This window comes from Acinetobacter sp. MF4640 (assembly GCF_002018895.1).
Taxonomy (GTDB): domain Bacteria; phylum Pseudomonadota; class Gammaproteobacteria; order Pseudomonadales; family Moraxellaceae; genus Acinetobacter; species Acinetobacter johnsonii.
On the sequence record NZ_MVOM01000028.1, the window covers coordinates 38659 to 53390 of the forward strand.

18 protein-coding genes and 1 pseudogene are annotated in these 14732 nt (G+C 42.8%); 11 read left to right on the top strand and 8 right to left on the bottom strand.

Annotated features, from left to right (window positions below):
* The first annotated feature begins 139 nt into the window (after window positions 1-139).
* The 5 genes from MF4640_RS10720 (at window position 140) to MF4640_RS10740 (ending at window position 3853) form a co-directional block, all read left to right on the top strand.
* Window positions 140-2128 (top strand): ATP-dependent helicase, encoded by a 1989-nt coding sequence (locus MF4640_RS10720; RefSeq protein ID WP_005400847.1) that lies wholly within the window; start codon window positions 140-142, stop codon window positions 2126-2128.
* Window positions 2129-2226: 98 nt separating this feature from the next.
* A complete protein-coding gene (locus MF4640_RS10725) occupies window positions 2227-2487 on the top strand; it encodes an RNA recognition motif domain-containing protein (RefSeq protein ID WP_078389568.1) in 261 nt (86 codons plus the stop codon).
* Between the two features lie 40 nt (window positions 2488-2527).
* A complete protein-coding gene (locus tag MF4640_RS10730; RefSeq protein ID WP_202970032.1) occupies window positions 2528-2890 on the top strand; it encodes an ASCH domain-containing protein in 363 nt (120 codons plus the stop codon).
* A gap of 75 nt (window positions 2891-2965) precedes the next feature.
* Complete coding sequence (locus MF4640_RS10735) at window positions 2966-3469, top strand: DUF6586 family protein (RefSeq protein WP_004978994.1); 504 nt, start codon at window positions 2966-2968, stop codon at window positions 3467-3469.
* Window positions 3470-3574: 105 nt separating this feature from the next.
* Window positions 3575-3853 carry a hypothetical protein gene (locus MF4640_RS10740; protein WP_004692486.1) on the top strand — a complete coding sequence of 93 codons (279 nt, stop codon included), beginning with the start codon at window positions 3575-3577 and terminating at the stop codon, window positions 3851-3853.
* A 57-nt stretch (window positions 3854-3910) separates the two neighbouring features.
* On the opposite strand, the gene MF4640_RS10745 is transcribed toward MF4640_RS10740, so the two are convergent.
* The 4 genes from MF4640_RS10745 to MF4640_RS10760 form a co-directional block, all read right to left on the bottom strand.
* Complete coding sequence (locus MF4640_RS10745) at window positions 3911-5626, bottom strand: cation:proton antiporter (RefSeq protein ID WP_058868887.1); 1716 nt, start codon at window positions 5624-5626, stop codon at window positions 3911-3913.
* A gap of 144 nt (window positions 5627-5770) precedes the next feature.
* Window positions 5771-5926, bottom strand: coding sequence for a 50S ribosomal protein L33 (gene rpmG / locus MF4640_RS10750; protein WP_003654787.1), 156 nt, complete (start codon window positions 5924-5926; stop codon window positions 5771-5773).
* Between the two features lie 12 nt (window positions 5927-5938).
* Window positions 5939-6175 carry a 50S ribosomal protein L28 gene (gene rpmB / locus MF4640_RS10755; RefSeq protein ID WP_000048256.1) on the bottom strand — a complete coding sequence of 79 codons (237 nt, stop codon included), beginning with the start codon at window positions 6173-6175 and terminating at the stop codon, window positions 5939-5941.
* Window positions 6176-6334: 159 nt separating this feature from the next.
* On the bottom strand, window positions 6335-7783 hold the full coding sequence (locus tag MF4640_RS10760; RefSeq protein ID WP_078389562.1) for a coniferyl aldehyde dehydrogenase: 1449 nt from the start codon (window positions 7781-7783) through the stop codon (window positions 6335-6337).
* A gap of 116 nt (window positions 7784-7899) precedes the next feature.
* On the opposite strand from MF4640_RS10760, the gene MF4640_RS10765 reads away from it, so the two are divergent.
* The 5 genes from MF4640_RS10765 to MF4640_RS10785 all read left to right on the top strand — a co-directional run bounded on the left by MF4640_RS10765 (window position 7900) and on the right by MF4640_RS10785 (window position 11570).
* Window positions 7900-8601: a TetR/AcrR family transcriptional regulator gene (locus MF4640_RS10765; protein ID WP_005400842.1), complete on the top strand. Its 702-nt coding sequence runs from the start codon at window positions 7900-7902 to the stop codon at window positions 8599-8601.
* A gap of 71 nt (window positions 8602-8672) precedes the next feature.
* Complete coding sequence (gene purU / locus MF4640_RS10770) at window positions 8673-9539, top strand: formyltetrahydrofolate deformylase (RefSeq protein ID WP_004692478.1); 867 nt, start codon at window positions 8673-8675, stop codon at window positions 9537-9539.
* A 216-nt stretch (window positions 9540-9755) separates the two neighbouring features.
* Window positions 9756-10523: an energy transducer TonB gene (locus tag MF4640_RS10775; RefSeq protein WP_078389563.1), complete on the top strand. Its 768-nt coding sequence runs from the start codon at window positions 9756-9758 to the stop codon at window positions 10521-10523.
* 19 nt (window positions 10524-10542) lie between these two features.
* Window positions 10543-11166 (top strand): MotA/TolQ/ExbB proton channel family protein, encoded by a 624-nt coding sequence (locus tag MF4640_RS10780; RefSeq protein WP_078389564.1) that lies wholly within the window; start codon window positions 10543-10545, stop codon window positions 11164-11166.
* Window positions 11166-11570 (top strand): ExbD/TolR family protein, encoded by a 405-nt coding sequence (locus tag MF4640_RS10785; protein ID WP_004692473.1) that lies wholly within the window; start codon window positions 11166-11168, stop codon window positions 11568-11570. The genes MF4640_RS10780 and MF4640_RS10785 overlap by 1 nt, the downstream gene beginning before the upstream one ends.
* 55 nt (window positions 11571-11625) lie before the next feature.
* Here the strand turns inward: MF4640_RS10785 and msrA are convergent, their stop codons facing one another.
* The 4 genes from msrA to MF4640_RS10805 form a co-directional block, all read right to left on the bottom strand.
* Window positions 11626-12153, bottom strand: a complete 528-nt coding sequence (gene msrA / locus MF4640_RS10790) for a peptide-methionine (S)-S-oxide reductase MsrA (RefSeq protein ID WP_010325870.1) — start codon at window positions 12151-12153, stop codon at window positions 11626-11628.
* A 114-nt stretch (window positions 12154-12267) separates the two neighbouring features.
* Complete coding sequence (locus MF4640_RS10795; protein ID WP_078389565.1) at window positions 12268-12726, bottom strand: META domain-containing protein; 459 nt, start codon at window positions 12724-12726, stop codon at window positions 12268-12270.
* 95 nt (window positions 12727-12821) lie between these two features.
* A complete protein-coding gene (locus tag MF4640_RS10800; RefSeq protein ID WP_078389566.1) occupies window positions 12822-13874 on the bottom strand; it encodes a DUF4105 domain-containing protein in 1053 nt (350 codons plus the stop codon).
* A 26-nt stretch (window positions 13875-13900) separates the two neighbouring features.
* Window positions 13901-14413 (bottom strand): dihydrofolate reductase, encoded by a 513-nt coding sequence (locus tag MF4640_RS10805; protein WP_005400837.1) that lies wholly within the window; start codon window positions 14411-14413, stop codon window positions 13901-13903.
* 192 nt (window positions 14414-14605) lie between these two features.
* Between MF4640_RS10805 and MF4640_RS10810 the strand changes: the two are divergent.
* Window positions 14606-14732: pseudogene (locus tag MF4640_RS10810) on the top strand (IS5/IS1182 family transposase); the annotation flags it as partial.

The following is a 14732-nucleotide window of genomic DNA, read 5'->3' on the forward strand; positions in this document are numbered from 1 at the left end:
CAGTAAGCGGTTCGAGCATAAGGTCTGGGTCATAGATCTGAAGGTGTATTTCAGACAGAAATGGATAATCATTGCTGGAGCCTCATATTGACGTCATAGATTTGTTAGACTAGCAGCATCCACGAATTGATGAGTGATTATGAGTTTAGCCAGCCTAATTGATGAATTAAACCCGCAACAAAAACAAGCTGCCACGACTGAGTCGCAACACAGTCTGGTGCTCGCAGGGGCTGGCTGTGGCAAGACGAAAACCATTGTGGCACGAGCGGCGTACCTAATTGATCAAGGGATTCCTGCCAACCAAATTCAGATTTTAACCTTTACTCGTCGTTCAGCCAGCGAGATCGTGGCGCGAGTGGAGCTGGCTTTAGGTGAGCAGGCAAAAGGGCTGCGTGCTTCTACTTTTCATACTTTTTGTATGTATCTGCTGCGCCGTGTACCGAAAGCCTTTGGTTTAGAGCAGTTTTCAATTATTGATCGTGATGATCAGCTGATGATGTTCCGTCTGATTCGTGGGAAAGATGACAAGAAAAATCCCAATCAACTGCCTAAACCGCAAGAACTGTGTGATCTGTATTCTTTTGCACGAAATACGCGTCAGAAGCTGAGTGATGCCTTAGAAAAACAGCATCCTGAGCATTTGGCTTTTAAAGATCAAATTGCGGAAATCATGAAAGAGTACGAGACACGCAAGCGTGCCCGTAGCTTTTTAGATTATGACGATATTCTTGCGATCGTGGCTTCAGCACTCGACCAGTCAGATGGTTTAGCCGACTATGTGGCATCGCTCTGCAAACACATGCTGGTCGATGAAATGCAGGACACCAACCCTTTGCAGTGGGCCTTGCTTGAACCTCTCAAAGACAAAGTGAGCCTGTTCTGCGTCGGCGATGATGCACAGTCAATTTATGGTTTCCGTGGGGCAGATTTTGAAAATATTCATCATTTTAAAGACCGTGTGCCGAATGCTCAGGTGTTTAAATTGGAGCAAAACTATCGTTCAACCCAAGAAATTTTAGACCTTTCAAATTGGCTGCTCGATCAATCTGAGATTCAATATAACAAACGCCTAGATGCTCATCGGGGGGAGGGTGTGAAGCCTTGCATGCACATTTTCCCAAATGAGTTTGATGAAGCAAAATGGATTGCGATCGACATTAAAGAGCGCCATTACTTACAAGGCAGTAAATGGTCGGATCATATGGTTTTGGTGCGTTCCAGCTTTGCAGCACGGCATATTGAGGCAGCATGTATTGCAGCCAATGTCCCCTATCGATTTATTGGGGGCATGAAACTGCTTGAAACCGCGCATGTGAAAGATTTACTGAGCTTGCTGCGCGTGATTGCCAATCCTCTGGATGATATTGCATGGATGCGTTTTCTCACCCTGTGGAATGGGGTGGGAGATGTGGGGGCAAGCCGTCTTGCTCAGCAACTTTTACTGGAGCCTGAGTTTAATTTGATTTTTGATAAATTAGAAAAATTTGGGCGGATTCCAGCTGAAACCTTGTTGATCATGAAGCAAATGACGGTACTGAAACAGGAAGTACAGGCTTGTGTCAGTTTGGGTGTTCAGGCGATTGAAGCACAATTGGCGGAAAATTATAAAAAAGACTGGAACCGCCGCCAAGGGGACTTTGAACTGGTCAAACAATTGGCGTCTAAACATAACCAGTTAGGTGAGTTCTTAGAGGAATATGTGCTTGATCCTGTGTCGATTTCGGAAATTGAACGCCAGTCCGATAGCGATGTCGTCACCCTGATTACCATTCACTCGGCCAAAGGTACAGAGCAAAAAGTCTGTTATGTCGTCAATGTCACCCCGGGGCAATATCCGCATGCACGTGCCCAAGGTGATTTTAATGATGTCGAAGAAGAGCGTCGGGTCTTGTATGTGGCACTGACCCGTGCTCAGAATGAGCTGATTTTAACCAAGCAAAATTTAAGTCTGTGGGCGCGAGACGTGATTGATGAGCAAGGGCGTAAAGTCGAAAGTTATTTTTTGAATGATCTGACGCGAAATTTGTGTAGCATGGAAACCCATCATAAACCTCGTCAGCAAACGGTAAAGAGTGCTTTAATTGAGCGCCAATCGATTAATTTAGATTTTGGTATTAATCTCGATTAAACTAAACAGATTACATTGTGGTATTTGTTGTGCAATGTTCAGAAAGTAGCGTAGGCGATTGCTTTTTGATGATTTTGCCTATTTTTGAAGGTTGTAAGATGAAAATTTTAGTTCGTAATTTAGAGCGTACAGTGGCTGAAGCTGAACTGCTTGAATTATTTAAGCAATACGGCACAGTTGCATCATGTAATTTAATCCTTGATGCAGCAACAGGTAAATCGAAAGGTTTTGCTTTTGTTGAAATGCCGCATGTACGTGAAGCGATTAAAGCCATTAAAGGGCTTAATACACTACGTTTGCATGGCACTGGTATCCGCGTCAAACAGGCGGAAGATAAACCTGAGAAGCCAGAAGCATAAATAAAAAGGAGCAATGGATGCTCCTTTTTTATGGGATAAAATGAAAAAATTCTATCCAGCTTTATCGATTGTTGCGCCGATGGGACGACAAATTTCTCAAGGAAATAAAACCTTAGAGATCCGTTCTTGGCGACCAGAGCAATGGCCACTCAAAGATTTGATTATTGTGGAAAATAAGCACTATTTAACCCACGAGGACGATGAAGAGTTGGGGTATGCTGTTGCTATGGTTGATGTTGAGTCGATTCACTCATGGAGAGAAGATGAGCTTGATTCGGCGATGGCATCATATTGGGAAGAGGGATATTGGGCTTGGGTACTCACAAATGTGCGTCCCATGCATATTTCGATGCCTGTCATAGCAAAAAGAAAGATTTATTTTATTGAAATAGATCATGCATAATTTTTATTATGCACTGCTGTATAGAAAGATTACTCTTAGAATTGTTATAAACGCCAAAACTTAGGAACACCCTTCATGACTCGTGTTGCCCGTTACCATGCTGATCGCACTAACCAAAAACTCTACTTTGCTCGACTTTCATGTCAACAAGCAGAACAAATTGATCATGTGCAACAAGCTCAGGCTTACCGTGAGGCTGCTGTGTTTCACTTGCATGGCGCAGTGCTTGCGTTTCTACAAGAGTTGGTCCGTTACTACCGCTTAAATGACTTTACCCCGACCTTGAAGTCCATAGAGGAGCATATGGCAGCTAAGGGCCAAGTCTCGCCTGAAGTGACTGTAATGCAACAACTCTCGAAAGAAGGTTTCATTGCCGAGTTAAAACGTGCTTATCGCTTGTGTCAGTATGCGCCAGAGCCGAGTACACCTGAACCTGAGTCAGAAACTTCATCCAATTTGATCATCAAAGTAACTCAAACCCCTCAGGCATGGTTACCCGATACCAAAATTTTACGCGAGTGGCATCGAGACTTAACGGCGTTGATCGATGGCTTTCGGAATGAGATGGTTGAATTCTAAAAGCGATGACCAACGCTTGAAGTTTGAAAATTTGTCCTTATATCAATAAGTCTAAGCGAAGCAAAGTGCAACTGCCTTTGCCACCATGTTGAACATGGAGGAAATATGTCTATAGAACAATTGAAAGAATTATTTGGAAATCAAGAAGCCATTTTAGAATTGGTTCAACTTGAAGGTGGTGAGCTTGCACTACGTAACGCAGGTTCGGAGAGTGCGCCTTTAGTCACGATCCAGTTTAATGAAGAGCTCAAAGCATTATTGGGCGACCAGACAACAGTCGTTGCTCAGCAGATGGTGCAAGCGGCTTTATACGGCTTACTTGAAAAACAAGTGGGCGAATGGCAGGCTGAAGTGGTGGACGAAAAGCCACAGTTCTTCAGCTAAGCCGAATATGAAAAAACGCACTGAACAGTGCGTTTTTTTGTATCCAGTGTTGGTTGGTTAGTGGGTGGGTGCTTGATGATGTGCAATCTGAATTTGATTTAAAATATGATTGCTCATATTTTTCGCCATTTCCTCTTTTGCAAAATAAACTTCACCAATTTGATCGCGGCGAATCACTTCGGCTTCTTCTTTGCTTTCCGCACATACTAAGACCTGAATCTCAGGATTGAGGGTTTTGGCAATATCCACGATTTTATGAATATCTAAAATATCCATCGGGGAAAGTACCAACAGGCGCGCATGCTGAATATGGGCTTGAATCAGTACCCCAGGGTCTGTCGCCATCCCAGAAACTGCCGCAATGCCTTTTTCACGCAGGTTTTCTACAATTTCACGGTTTTCTTCCGCAATCACTACTTTAATGTCTTCAGCCATCAATTGTTTGGTAATGCGACGGCCCACTTCACCATGCCCAACAATTACCACTTGGTCACGTAAGTAGTCTTGAGAGACTTCATCAGGCAGCATTGCCAATGGGTCACCACTACGTTCAAGTAAGCGTGCTAGATGTGAGCGCTCACGAATCCAACGTTGTACAGGCTCAATTGCGGAGAACACAAAACTGTTTAAGGTGATGGAGATAAGTGCTCCTGCCAAAATTAGGTTTTGCCCTTCTAAGGACAAGAGTTTAAGTGAAACCCCGAGTGTCGCTAAGATGAAGGAAAACTCACCAATCTGTGCCAGTGACGCACCGACGGTGAGGGCAGTATTGATGGGGTAGCGGAAAAAGAGTACTAGTGCCATAGCGGCAATAGTTTTGCCGACCATAATAATTGCAACGACTGCAAGCACATGCACCGGTTGTTCCACTAAGATGCGCGGGTCAAATAACATACCCACTGCAACAAAGAACAAAATGGCAAAAATTTCACGTAGAGGAAGGGTTTCTTCTTCGGCACGGTGGCTAAAGTCAGACTCTTTAACGACCATCCCGGCAAAGAAAGCGCCCAGTGCCATGGAAACACCGAAAATTTTGTACGCGCCAAAGGCGATTGAGACCGCAGCAGCCACCACGGTTAAGGTAAACAGTTCACGTGAACCAAGACGAGCGACAAATTGCATGATCATTGGAACAAGACGTTTCCCGATGATCAGCATAAAAGCGATGAAACCTACCACTTTAAGTAAGGTGATGCCTAAGGTAAGCCAAATGTTATCATCAGCACCGCCTGCAAGGACCTCTCCACCGAGTAGCACTGCTGTAGCGGGTAAGAGTACCAGCACCAAGACCATGACCAGATCTTCAACCAAGAGCCAACCTACGGCAATTTTACCGTTGACTGAATTGAGTAGACCACGGTCTCCCAGTGCTTTGAGTAATACCACTGTACTGGCACAGGACAGGCTTAAGCCGAAGACCAAGGCAGAGCCAAAACTCCAACCCCAGATCATACTGACGCCTATTCCGAGCAGGGTCGCGACAGCAATTTGTAAAATAGCACCAGGCAGTGCAATGCGTCGAACTTGTAATAAGTCATTGAGAGAAAAATGCATGCCCACACCAAACATGAGGAACATGACCCCAAGTTCAGCCAATTGGTTCGCTAGATGAATGTCCGCGACAATACCCGGGGTATTGGGACTAATAATGATACCCGCAATCAGATAACCAATGAGTGGGGGAAGGCGTAAGCGTACGGCAAGATAGCCGAAAATGAGCGCGAGCCCAAAACCGACAGCAAGTAATATAATGAGATCTACGTCATGAGGCACTAAAAACTCCTTAAGCAAAAGTTAAGGGTGAAAAAGAAGCAAAGCACAAAAGGTGCCAAAAGAGATTAAAAGTTTAACAAGTCGAACGAAAAAAAAGCAAAAAAAAACGACCTAAAGCAGGTCGTTTTTTCCAAAAAACTAAAATTATTTAATTTTAGCTTCTTTGAAGATTACGTGTTGACGGATTTTTGGATCAAATTTTTTGATTTCCATTTTTTCCGGCATAGTACGTTTGTTCTTAGTTGTGGTATAGAAATAACCTGTACCAGCAGTAGAAACTAGGCGAATTTTATCACGCATGGTTCAGACTCCTTAGATCTTTTGACCTTGAGCACGTAGGTCAGCAACAACCTTCTCGATACCCAATTTGTCGATAATACGCATACCTTTTGTAGTTAGACGAAGACGTACGAAACGTTTTTCGCTTTCTAACCAGAAACGGTGGTGATGCAGGTTCGGCTCGAACCGGCGTTTGGTTTTGTTATTGGCGTGCGAGACGTTGTTGCCAACGACTGGACGCTTGCCGGTAACTTGGCAAACCTTAGACATGGTGAACTCCATTGCTAGACAGCACCGATTGTGCGCTAGTTATTAAGTAAACGGATGAAATCATTCAAGGGGCGTTTTATACCAAAAATGCGCTTAAAAGACAAGCGATTTTCATTAAAACTAGGCATGAACCCGTGCGATAGGTCATGCCTTGATCATTTAACGAAGAAGGGTCTTTGAAATCAACTTGTGAATTGGTTTGTTAAACGGTGGGAGAATGAATTTCAAGCTATATAACTTGGGATTCGACATCACTGACCGTTCATGCGACAAACTGAAGAAACCTTCTGGACCATGATATTTCCCCATACCTGATGCACCAACGCCACCAAATGGTAAATCGTCTTGTGCGACATGGGTCAAAACCGTGTTTTGTCCGAAATGCCCTGAATGAGTACGCTGTGCAACATAATCTGCACGCGCCTGATCAAAGTCGAAGTAGTATAATGCAAGTGGACGCGGACGGCTATTAATAAACTCGATAACATCGTCTATTTGATCATATTCCATGATCGGCAGCAGTGGCCCAAAGATTTCCTCTTGCATAATACGCATGTCAGGCGTGACCCCAGTTAACAGTGTAGGGGGCACTTTACGTGTATCGGAGAAGGTTTCATGGGCTGGGTTGATTTCAACCACTTGTGCACCATGTTCACGTGCATTTTCGAGATAACCTTGTAAGCGGTTGTATTGACGGTCATTAATAATCGAGGTGTAGTCTGGATTATGCAGAATGTCGGGATACATCTCTTCCACACACTCGCGGAAGTGATCAATGAACTCGGCAGTTTTACCTTTAGGTAAGAACATATAGTCAGGTGCCACACAGGTTTGACCCGCATTCCACAGTTTTCCTGCAGCAATCCGCTGCGCAACATCCCGTAAATGAATAGAAGGATGTACTAATACTGGTGATTTTCCGCCAAGTTCGAGAATCAATGGAACGAGGTTCTCTGCCGCAGCAGACATGACGGTTTTACCGACATTGGTTGAACCTGTGAAAATCAGTTTGTCAAAAGCCAGACGACAAAAGGCATCCGAGATCGCGCCACCGCCATTGGTCACGGAAACTAATTCTTGAGGAAAGGCTTCGGAGAGCGCTTTTTCAAGGATGCGACCAAAGTTGCCCGATGAACTGGAAATCTTGATCATGGCATGGTTGCCTGCTGCCAAAGCACAAATTAAGGGGCCAATCGAGAGTAATAAAGGATAGTTCCAAGGGGTAATAATGCCGATCACACCTAAAGGTTGATATTGCACCCATGCTTTAGCCGGCTGGTGAATGATGGAAACGTGACGTTTCGAGGGTTTCATCCACGTGGTTAAATGCTTGCTATAATATTTGATGTGTTCAAGGCAGGTGAGCAATTCCCCAATTTTGGTTTCACTGGTGGAACGGTTGCCGTAGTCTTGATTAATTGCCTCGGCAAATTGATCTTGATACTTAACTAAGATACGCTTAAGTCGTGCCAAACGGTCAATACGCTCTTTTGCGGTTGGCAATGGATAGCGTAAATAAGCGTGCTTTTGCTGTTCAAGCACATCATGTAGGTGCTGAATATCATAAGAATGTGGTGTCAATGAAGTTGTTTTTGTTTGACTGTTCATGCCGCACTACCATTTCAAATTTCAATTTATGTTTAATTTTTAGAGTAATTGCTCTAATTAGTCAAGTTACTTTATGTGTTAGTCTTCTAATGCACTGAATGAATGGTTATTTTAGGATGTCTCAAACTAAAACGTTGAAAACCAAAGAACGTATTTTGCAACTCAGTTTGCAGCTTTTTAACGAGCGTGGAGAACGTTCTGTTACGACCAATCATATTGCCGCTGAATTGAATATGAGTCCGGGCAATTTGTATTATCACTTTCGCAATAAAAGTGAAATTATCAAAGAGCTCATGGAACAGTATCAAGGCGAAACGCTACAGATGCTGGCTTTGCCCGATGACCGTCTGTTAGATGCCAATGATAAAATTCGTTATTTTCAGGTGCTAAGCAGCCAGTTGTGGGCTTATCGCTTTTTACACCGTGATGTCTATCATTTGGTTGAAAACAATGAAGACTTCCGCAAGATGTATCCGCGTTTTGCAGGGCAAGTGATGCAACAAGGGCAAAAGATCTATCAGGCCTTTGTTGATGCCGGTCTGATGCAAATGACGTCGTCAGAAATTGAAGCCCTGATTATCAATTTATGGATTGTACTGACCAACTGGACCAACTTCCTTTATATGTCGGGTCATATCACTGATTCCAATACATTAGAAGAAAAGTGGGTCTGGCAGGCACTCCGTCAAATGGTGTTCTTAGAAGGGGCCTATTTGCGTGGTGAAAGTCGTGAGACGTATGAGCGGTTGTTGGATACGATGGGGCCGTCTGAACTGTTTTCGAGCTTGGCGTCATTTAAATCGGATGATAAGCCATAAGGTGTTTTGACAGCTGAGTAAAAAGCGCTAGAATACTCGGCTTGATTTTCATTTTACTGATTTAAACTGACATGAATATGACAACTGCTAACACGGCACGTTTACTGATTACTTGTGAAGATAAGCCAGGGATCGTGCAAGCTGTATCGAGCTTTTTGTATCATCAAGGCGCGAATATTACTGCGCTTGATCAATACGCGACTGAAGCTCAGGGCGGACGTTACTTTATGCGTGTTGAGTTTGAACTAGATAATTTACAGTCTCGTAAAGAAAGCATTACTCAAACTTTTGCTGCAAATGTAGCAGAGCGTTATGAAATGCAATGGCGTTTGGCGCTGGTCAGCGACGTGAAAAAAGTCGGGATTTTGGTGTCTAAAGTAGACCACGCCTTACTTGAGCTATTATGGCGTCATGCGCGTGGTGGTTTGCCGTGCGAAATTACCAAAGTGATTTCTAACCATGAAACTTTACGTGAAGCGGTTGAGAACTTTGGTATTCCGTTTGAAGTTGTCCCTGTAACGAAGGACAATAAACGCGAAGCTTATGCTGAAATTGATGAATTAATGCAAGGCAATGATTTATTGGTACTTGCGCGTTATATGCAAATTCTAGATGAAGCATTTGTCGAGAAGTGGGAAATGAAAGTGATCAACATTCACCACTCCTTCCTACCTGCTTTTGTTGGCGCAAACCCATATAAGCAAGCGCATGAAAAAGGTGTAAAACTTATTGGCGCAACCGCGCACTATGTCACTGCGGATCTGGATCAAGGTCCGATCATTGAGCAAGATGTAGAGCGCGTGAACCATGACTTTACGGTTGATCAATTACGTGAATTGGGTCAGGATGTTGAACGTAACGTCTTGGCACGTGCAGTGAAGTGGCACTTAGAAGACCGTATTATTGTTGATGGTAACAAAACAGTCGTTTTCCAATAAAAAATTGGTTGCAAGCAAGATTGAAAAAGGCATACATTAAGTATGCCTTTTTTTGTTTGGGTATGATTAGAAAAAACCATAAAAAGTGACAAATTAATAGTTGCAAATGAAAACACTTCTCATTTATCATTGCGCTACTTTATTGTACTAACCGATAAGCGTTATAGTGGAAACCAACCTAGTGGCCACTCCGCTTAAATTAGGTCACCGATTTTAATGAGTTCAACAGTTATTTCTCCTATGCAGACTCCCAACCCGATGAAAAAGAAAGTTCTTGCTGCTTTGATCGCGGTTGTCGTGGGCCATATGGGCGTATTGTGGGCAGTGAACCACATGAAAGCTCCTGAACTCAAACCGATTGAAAAAGAACCATTGAAGGTTCGCTTCGTTAAAATTCAAGAACCACCAAAACCGCTACCGCCTAAGCCGAAGGAAGAACCGAAAAAGGAACCGACTAAGCCGAAGGAAGTGAAGATTGTGGAAAAACCACAACCGACCCCACCGAAAAAGGTAGAAAAGGTTCAACAAGTTAAAAAAGCAGAAGTGGTTAAACCGGTTGTTAAACCAACCGAAACTCCAGTAAAACCGACAGTCACCACGATGATTACAGAGAAAAAAGTCGAAAAACCTGTCGTGCAACCAGAGCAAGCGAAACCTGTTACTCAAGCTGAACCTGCCGATACTTCACCGAAGTCGGTGTCGATTGGTGGTTCAGGTGTGCAATGGAGCCGCTCTCCAAAACCAGTTTATAGTAATCAAGATTTACAAGGTGAAAACCGTCGAGTCGTGGTGCTGATTGAGGCGAATGAAAAAGGGTCGATTGTGAATGCCCGTATTACGCGCTCAAGTGGTGTACCTGCTTTAGATGAAAAGATTTTAAGAGCTGTCAAAGGCGCTAAATTTAAACCTTATAAAGAAAATGGTGTGGCTTATCCAATTCGGGCTGAGCAACCATTTGATTTAGAATTGAATACAAAACGCTAACTTTATCAGGAGTTCGAGTATGAACTTTTCAGTTTATTGGCAACATGCTGATGCAGTCAGTAAAACACTGTATTTCATCTTGTTGGCAATGTCGATTGCAACGTGGACCATCTTTGTTTTACGTATCATGGGTACACGTCAATTGAAACAACAAGCTTATGCTCAACTTTCGCAAGCTTTAGCTAAGTTAAAATCAAAGTTTGCTGTATTGAACTTTGAACAACGTAAATCAGTTGCAGAACAAGCACTCCTTCGTCAAATTTCTGCTGAAAAAGCGAATGCTGAGAAAGGTGTTTCAGTTCTAGGTACGATTGCATCGCTTGCACCGTTCGTTGGTTTGTTTGGTACAGTATGGGGAATTTTCCATGCCCTGGTTGCTGTTGGCAAAAGTGGTCAAGCAGGCCTAGCGCAAGTTGCAACTCCTGTAGGTGAAGCACTGATCATGACGGGTTTAGGTTTGGCTGTCGCGATTCCTGCGGTGTTAGCGTATAACATCTGTGCACGTGTGAACCGTACTTTGGCACATGAGCTTCAAGACCAAGCACACGGCTTGCTCATTGATGCCATGTTGCAACAAGACTCAGCACCTGCGGCAGTAGAAAGTAAAGCGACTCAACAAGGTTTAGTTGGAGGTCAAGCTTAATGGCTTTTCAATTGGGTGACGATAACGATGCTGGCATGAATGAGATGAACCTCATTCCGCTGATCGATATTATGCTGGTTTTGATGATCATCTTCTTGGTGACAGCGACCGTTGCCAACCCATCAATTCCATTAACTTTACCAAAAACGACGGCTGATATTGTAGATCCTCCACCCAAAGCCATTACGGTGAGCATTAATGCAAAAGGCGAAGTGGCTTGGGATAATCAAGTGATTAGCTTGGAAGAACTACAAACGCGTTTTAATGAAGCGGGTGAGTTGGAAACCAAGCCAACGGTTCAACTTCGTGCAGATAAAGAATCTCGTTACGATATGGTCGCACAAGTGATGTCTCGTGCGAGTGAAGCTGGACTGGCAGATATTGCTTTCGTCAGCGATAACTAAGTTGATGTTAAAAAAAGCGACTCTTGAAGTCGCTTTTTTATTGTGAATTCTTGAATTATTTGCTGTCTTTCAATAAAGCTTGAAACTTAGAGCGCAGCTTCATCAGTTTTGGCGGAATGGCAAAGTTGCAATAGCCTTGAGATGGGTTACGAGCGTAAAAGTTCTGGTGATAGTCTTCAGCCGAATAGAACGTTGGTACAGGACTGAGTTCGGTCACAATATCGAGACCTTCTGCCTTTAAGTCGTTAATCGCTTGCTCTGCGTCAGCACGTTGTGCATCATTAAAATAGTAAATGACTGAACGATACTGTGTTCCGACATCATTGCCTTGACGGTTGAGTGTCGTAGGATCATGAGTGGCAAAAAACACATCGAGCAGCTGAGCATAGCTGATTTGAGTTTCATCAAAATCAATTAAAATAACTTCGGCGTGGTTGGTATCGCCACGACAAATGTCTTCATACGTTGGGTTGTCGGTATCTCCACCTGCATAACCACTGGTCACTTTATGTATGCCCTGAAGCTCTAAATAAACCGCTTCTACACACCAAAAACATCCACCACCAAAGAGTGCTTGTTGCATTTTAAAATCCTAATTGTGTTTATATCTGTTTATATAAGGGCTGATTTGTTCAGTACAATGTTGTCTGTTACAGATTAAAAAAGCCTGTGATTACAGGCTTTTTATAGAAACAATTTAACGTGGTTGAATGGCAGAGCCAAACTGTAGCAGCAAATTACCATGTCGATCGAGCAGTTTCAGAGTTTTACCAAATACTTGGTAATGCGTCACTTTTGCCAGCGTTTCTTGGAACTGTTGCGGGACAGCACTGTTATTGATACAGGCCATTCGGGTGGTTGCGAGCTGGCTCAAGGTGAGCGTATCGCGTCCGACGGTATAACTGCCCATAATGCGGTTACAGCCATCTACACCACTGATGCGGTTATCAGCTGAAAACTGAAGGCTTGGAATATTACGTTCATTGGGTGCTGTTTTAATTTCGGTATTGCCCATTTGCGTCAAAATCCAAGTCCGTTGCTGGAGTTGTTGAATGTTGGCCATTTCAATGGTGTCGGATGGAGGTGGTGTAGTTTGGCAGCCAGTCATGATTAAGCTACTCGCTAAAAGACTGCTCGCAATCAGTTTTTTTAACATGGGATCAGACTCTTATTGTGATGTATCGTCTGAACTATCAAAGCAAATTTTGTCCTTGATTGCCAGTTTTAACTTGCAGCTTTTCGTTGCAGACTTTAGCGTGTTTGGTCAACGGGTAGGCCCTGACGAATGAGCTGTGAATACTCACGACTGGTTAACTCTGTTTCTTTGCTTACACGTGGGTTGATATAGGCTTTTTGATACCATGTTTTCATATTCCACTGTGGGCTAATCGCGCCTAAATCATACAAATAATTCGGCAAATAACCTGAGGCTAAAATACGATAGTCGGTTGGTAAAGCGTCATGTGAAACGGCTTGAACCATATCAAACACCAAGGTGGTGCAATTACTGGTGAGGGTGTTATACCACTTAGGATGCTTGGCGAGCTCGTCTGCCTTATGTAAATACTCTACAAACAGTGCTTTACTTTCAGCCTGTCCGAGGCGAACAGGAAAGAAATAGACTTGTTCATGACGAATATTGCTACGGGTATAGACAATATCATGTTCGTCTGAGGCCACTAAACTCAGCTCATATTTTCTAAAAAAACCACCAATCGCTGAAAATTCTTCATTTTTCTCTTTGCGAATTTCAATGGAAAAGGTCAGCGGTGCGGTATTGGCAAAATCAAAACTGACCAAAGTATGCGCGATTTGTGGCCCCATCCAGTATGAGGTAATGATATTGACCCCAGTGATTTGATTTAGATCGAAAGAGCGGGTATCCCAATGTTCAGTATAGGAGCCGTCAGGGTGCCATGTGAAATTGCGGACATTATGAAGGGTGACATGGTCGCCTTGTTTTTCATAATGCAAGATTTTTGCTACTTCAGGTTGCCAGTCGCGGTCTTGGCGAGCATCTAAAATAAAATACCAAGACAACGCCAGTAAAAAGCCAAGGAGATAAAGAATGATATCGAGGCGACGACCAAAAAAGCTTTGGGTGATATAGATACCCAAAATGCTGAGTGCAAAAGCAATCCAGATCCCAATAAAAATACGGCTGACCAACCAGCCCAAAGGCTCTTGAATCCACAATGCAAAACACAGCCAAATTGAACTGAACAAGACAAAAATACTAAACAGGGTGTGGAGTAATCCAAAGCCCAGTGCCCGCCAAAATTCTATTTTGATCATGTTGTGCATCGTGCTTTTAGCAAAAAGAATATGCTTTATTTTTGATAGGTTGCGAACTCAAAAGCAATTCCAGTTTTGTCATCAATATGTTGTTCTGACGCCACTTTTTTGAATGCTGCTGGAATGGCAGGGTAAAAGACATCCCCCATAGCATCTATATTAATATGTGTTAACTCTAAACGGTCTGCAATATCAATGGTTTGTTGAAATATTTCGCCGCCACCTATGATAAAAATAGTTGTAGGTTTCTCGGAAGATTGAACGTCTTTAATAGAATTTTCTAAAGCTTCCTCAATTGAATGAGCAACTTTGACTCCATCAAAACTCCAGTTTGGATTACGAGTAATTACCCAGTTCACGCGTTTAGGTAAAGCACGCCCAATTGAGTCGAAATTTTTACGCCCCATGATAATTACGCCACCTTGCGTAATTTCTTTGAAGTGTTTTAAGTCTGCTGAAATATGCCAAGGAAGATCGTTATCTTTACCAATACATTGTTGGTTGTCCATAGCAACCACATGTACTACTTCATAATTACTGAAAGTCATAACTCTAAAATCCAAGCCAAATTTAAACAACGCAAAGCAAAATAAATCCCACTTTAACTTAATAAAATGGGATTTAGTTATTGTAACTATAAAATAGGAAATTAAATAGTTACGATTTTTTAAGTTCGCTTAAGAATAGTAGATATTTATTAGACCTCTTGCGAAAGTAAAAACCACCTCAATATAAATTTCATGAGATATCAGAAATTAAATCGTTTTTCAGATTCTGAATTCAAACGCTTGGTTGGCGTACCTCGACATGTTTTTACTGAAATGGTAGAGGTTTTAGAAAAAGCAGAATCACTCAAAAAGAAATCAG

Coding starts and splice junctions, on each gene's coding strand:
- MF4640_RS10720 (WP_005400847.1), top strand. CDS start 140: ATGAGTTTAGCCAGCCTAATTGATGAATTAAACCCGCAACAAAAACAA.
- MF4640_RS10725 (WP_078389568.1), top strand. CDS start 2,227: ATGAAAATTTTAGTTCGTAATTTAGAGCGTACAGTGGCTGAAGCTGAA.
- MF4640_RS10730 (WP_202970032.1), top strand. CDS start 2,528: ATGAAAAAATTCTATCCAGCTTTATCGATTGTTGCGCCGATGGGACGA.
- MF4640_RS10735 (WP_004978994.1), top strand. CDS start 2,966: ATGACTCGTGTTGCCCGTTACCATGCTGATCGCACTAACCAAAAACTC.
- MF4640_RS10740 (WP_004692486.1), top strand. CDS start 3,575: ATGTCTATAGAACAATTGAAAGAATTATTTGGAAATCAAGAAGCCATT.
- rpmG (WP_003654787.1), bottom strand. CDS start 5,926: ATGCGTGATAAAATTCGCCTAGTTTCTACTGCTGGTACAGGTTATTTC.
- rpmB (WP_000048256.1), bottom strand. CDS start 6,175: ATGTCTAAGGTTTGCCAAGTTACCGGCAAGCGTCCAGTCGTTGGCAAC.
- MF4640_RS10760 (WP_078389562.1), bottom strand. CDS start 7,783: ATGAACAGTCAAACAAAAACAACTTCATTGACACCACATTCTTATGAT.
- MF4640_RS10765 (WP_005400842.1), top strand. CDS start 7,900: ATGTCTCAAACTAAAACGTTGAAAACCAAAGAACGTATTTTGCAACTC.
- purU (WP_004692478.1), top strand. CDS start 8,673: ATGAATATGACAACTGCTAACACGGCACGTTTACTGATTACTTGTGAA.
- MF4640_RS10775 (WP_078389563.1), top strand. CDS start 9,756: ATGAGTTCAACAGTTATTTCTCCTATGCAGACTCCCAACCCGATGAAA.
- MF4640_RS10780 (WP_078389564.1), top strand. CDS start 10,543: ATGAACTTTTCAGTTTATTGGCAACATGCTGATGCAGTCAGTAAAACA.
- MF4640_RS10785 (WP_004692473.1), top strand. CDS start 11,166: ATGGCTTTTCAATTGGGTGACGATAACGATGCTGGCATGAATGAGATG.
- msrA (WP_010325870.1), bottom strand. CDS start 12,153: ATGCAACAAGCACTCTTTGGTGGTGGATGTTTTTGGTGTGTAGAAGCG.
- MF4640_RS10795 (WP_078389565.1), bottom strand. CDS start 12,726: ATGTTAAAAAAACTGATTGCGAGCAGTCTTTTAGCGAGTAGCTTAATC.
- MF4640_RS10800 (WP_078389566.1), bottom strand. CDS start 13,874: ATGCACAACATGATCAAAATAGAATTTTGGCGGGCACTGGGCTTTGGA.
- MF4640_RS10805 (WP_005400837.1), bottom strand. CDS start 14,413: ATGACTTTCAGTAATTATGAAGTAGTACATGTGGTTGCTATGGACAAC.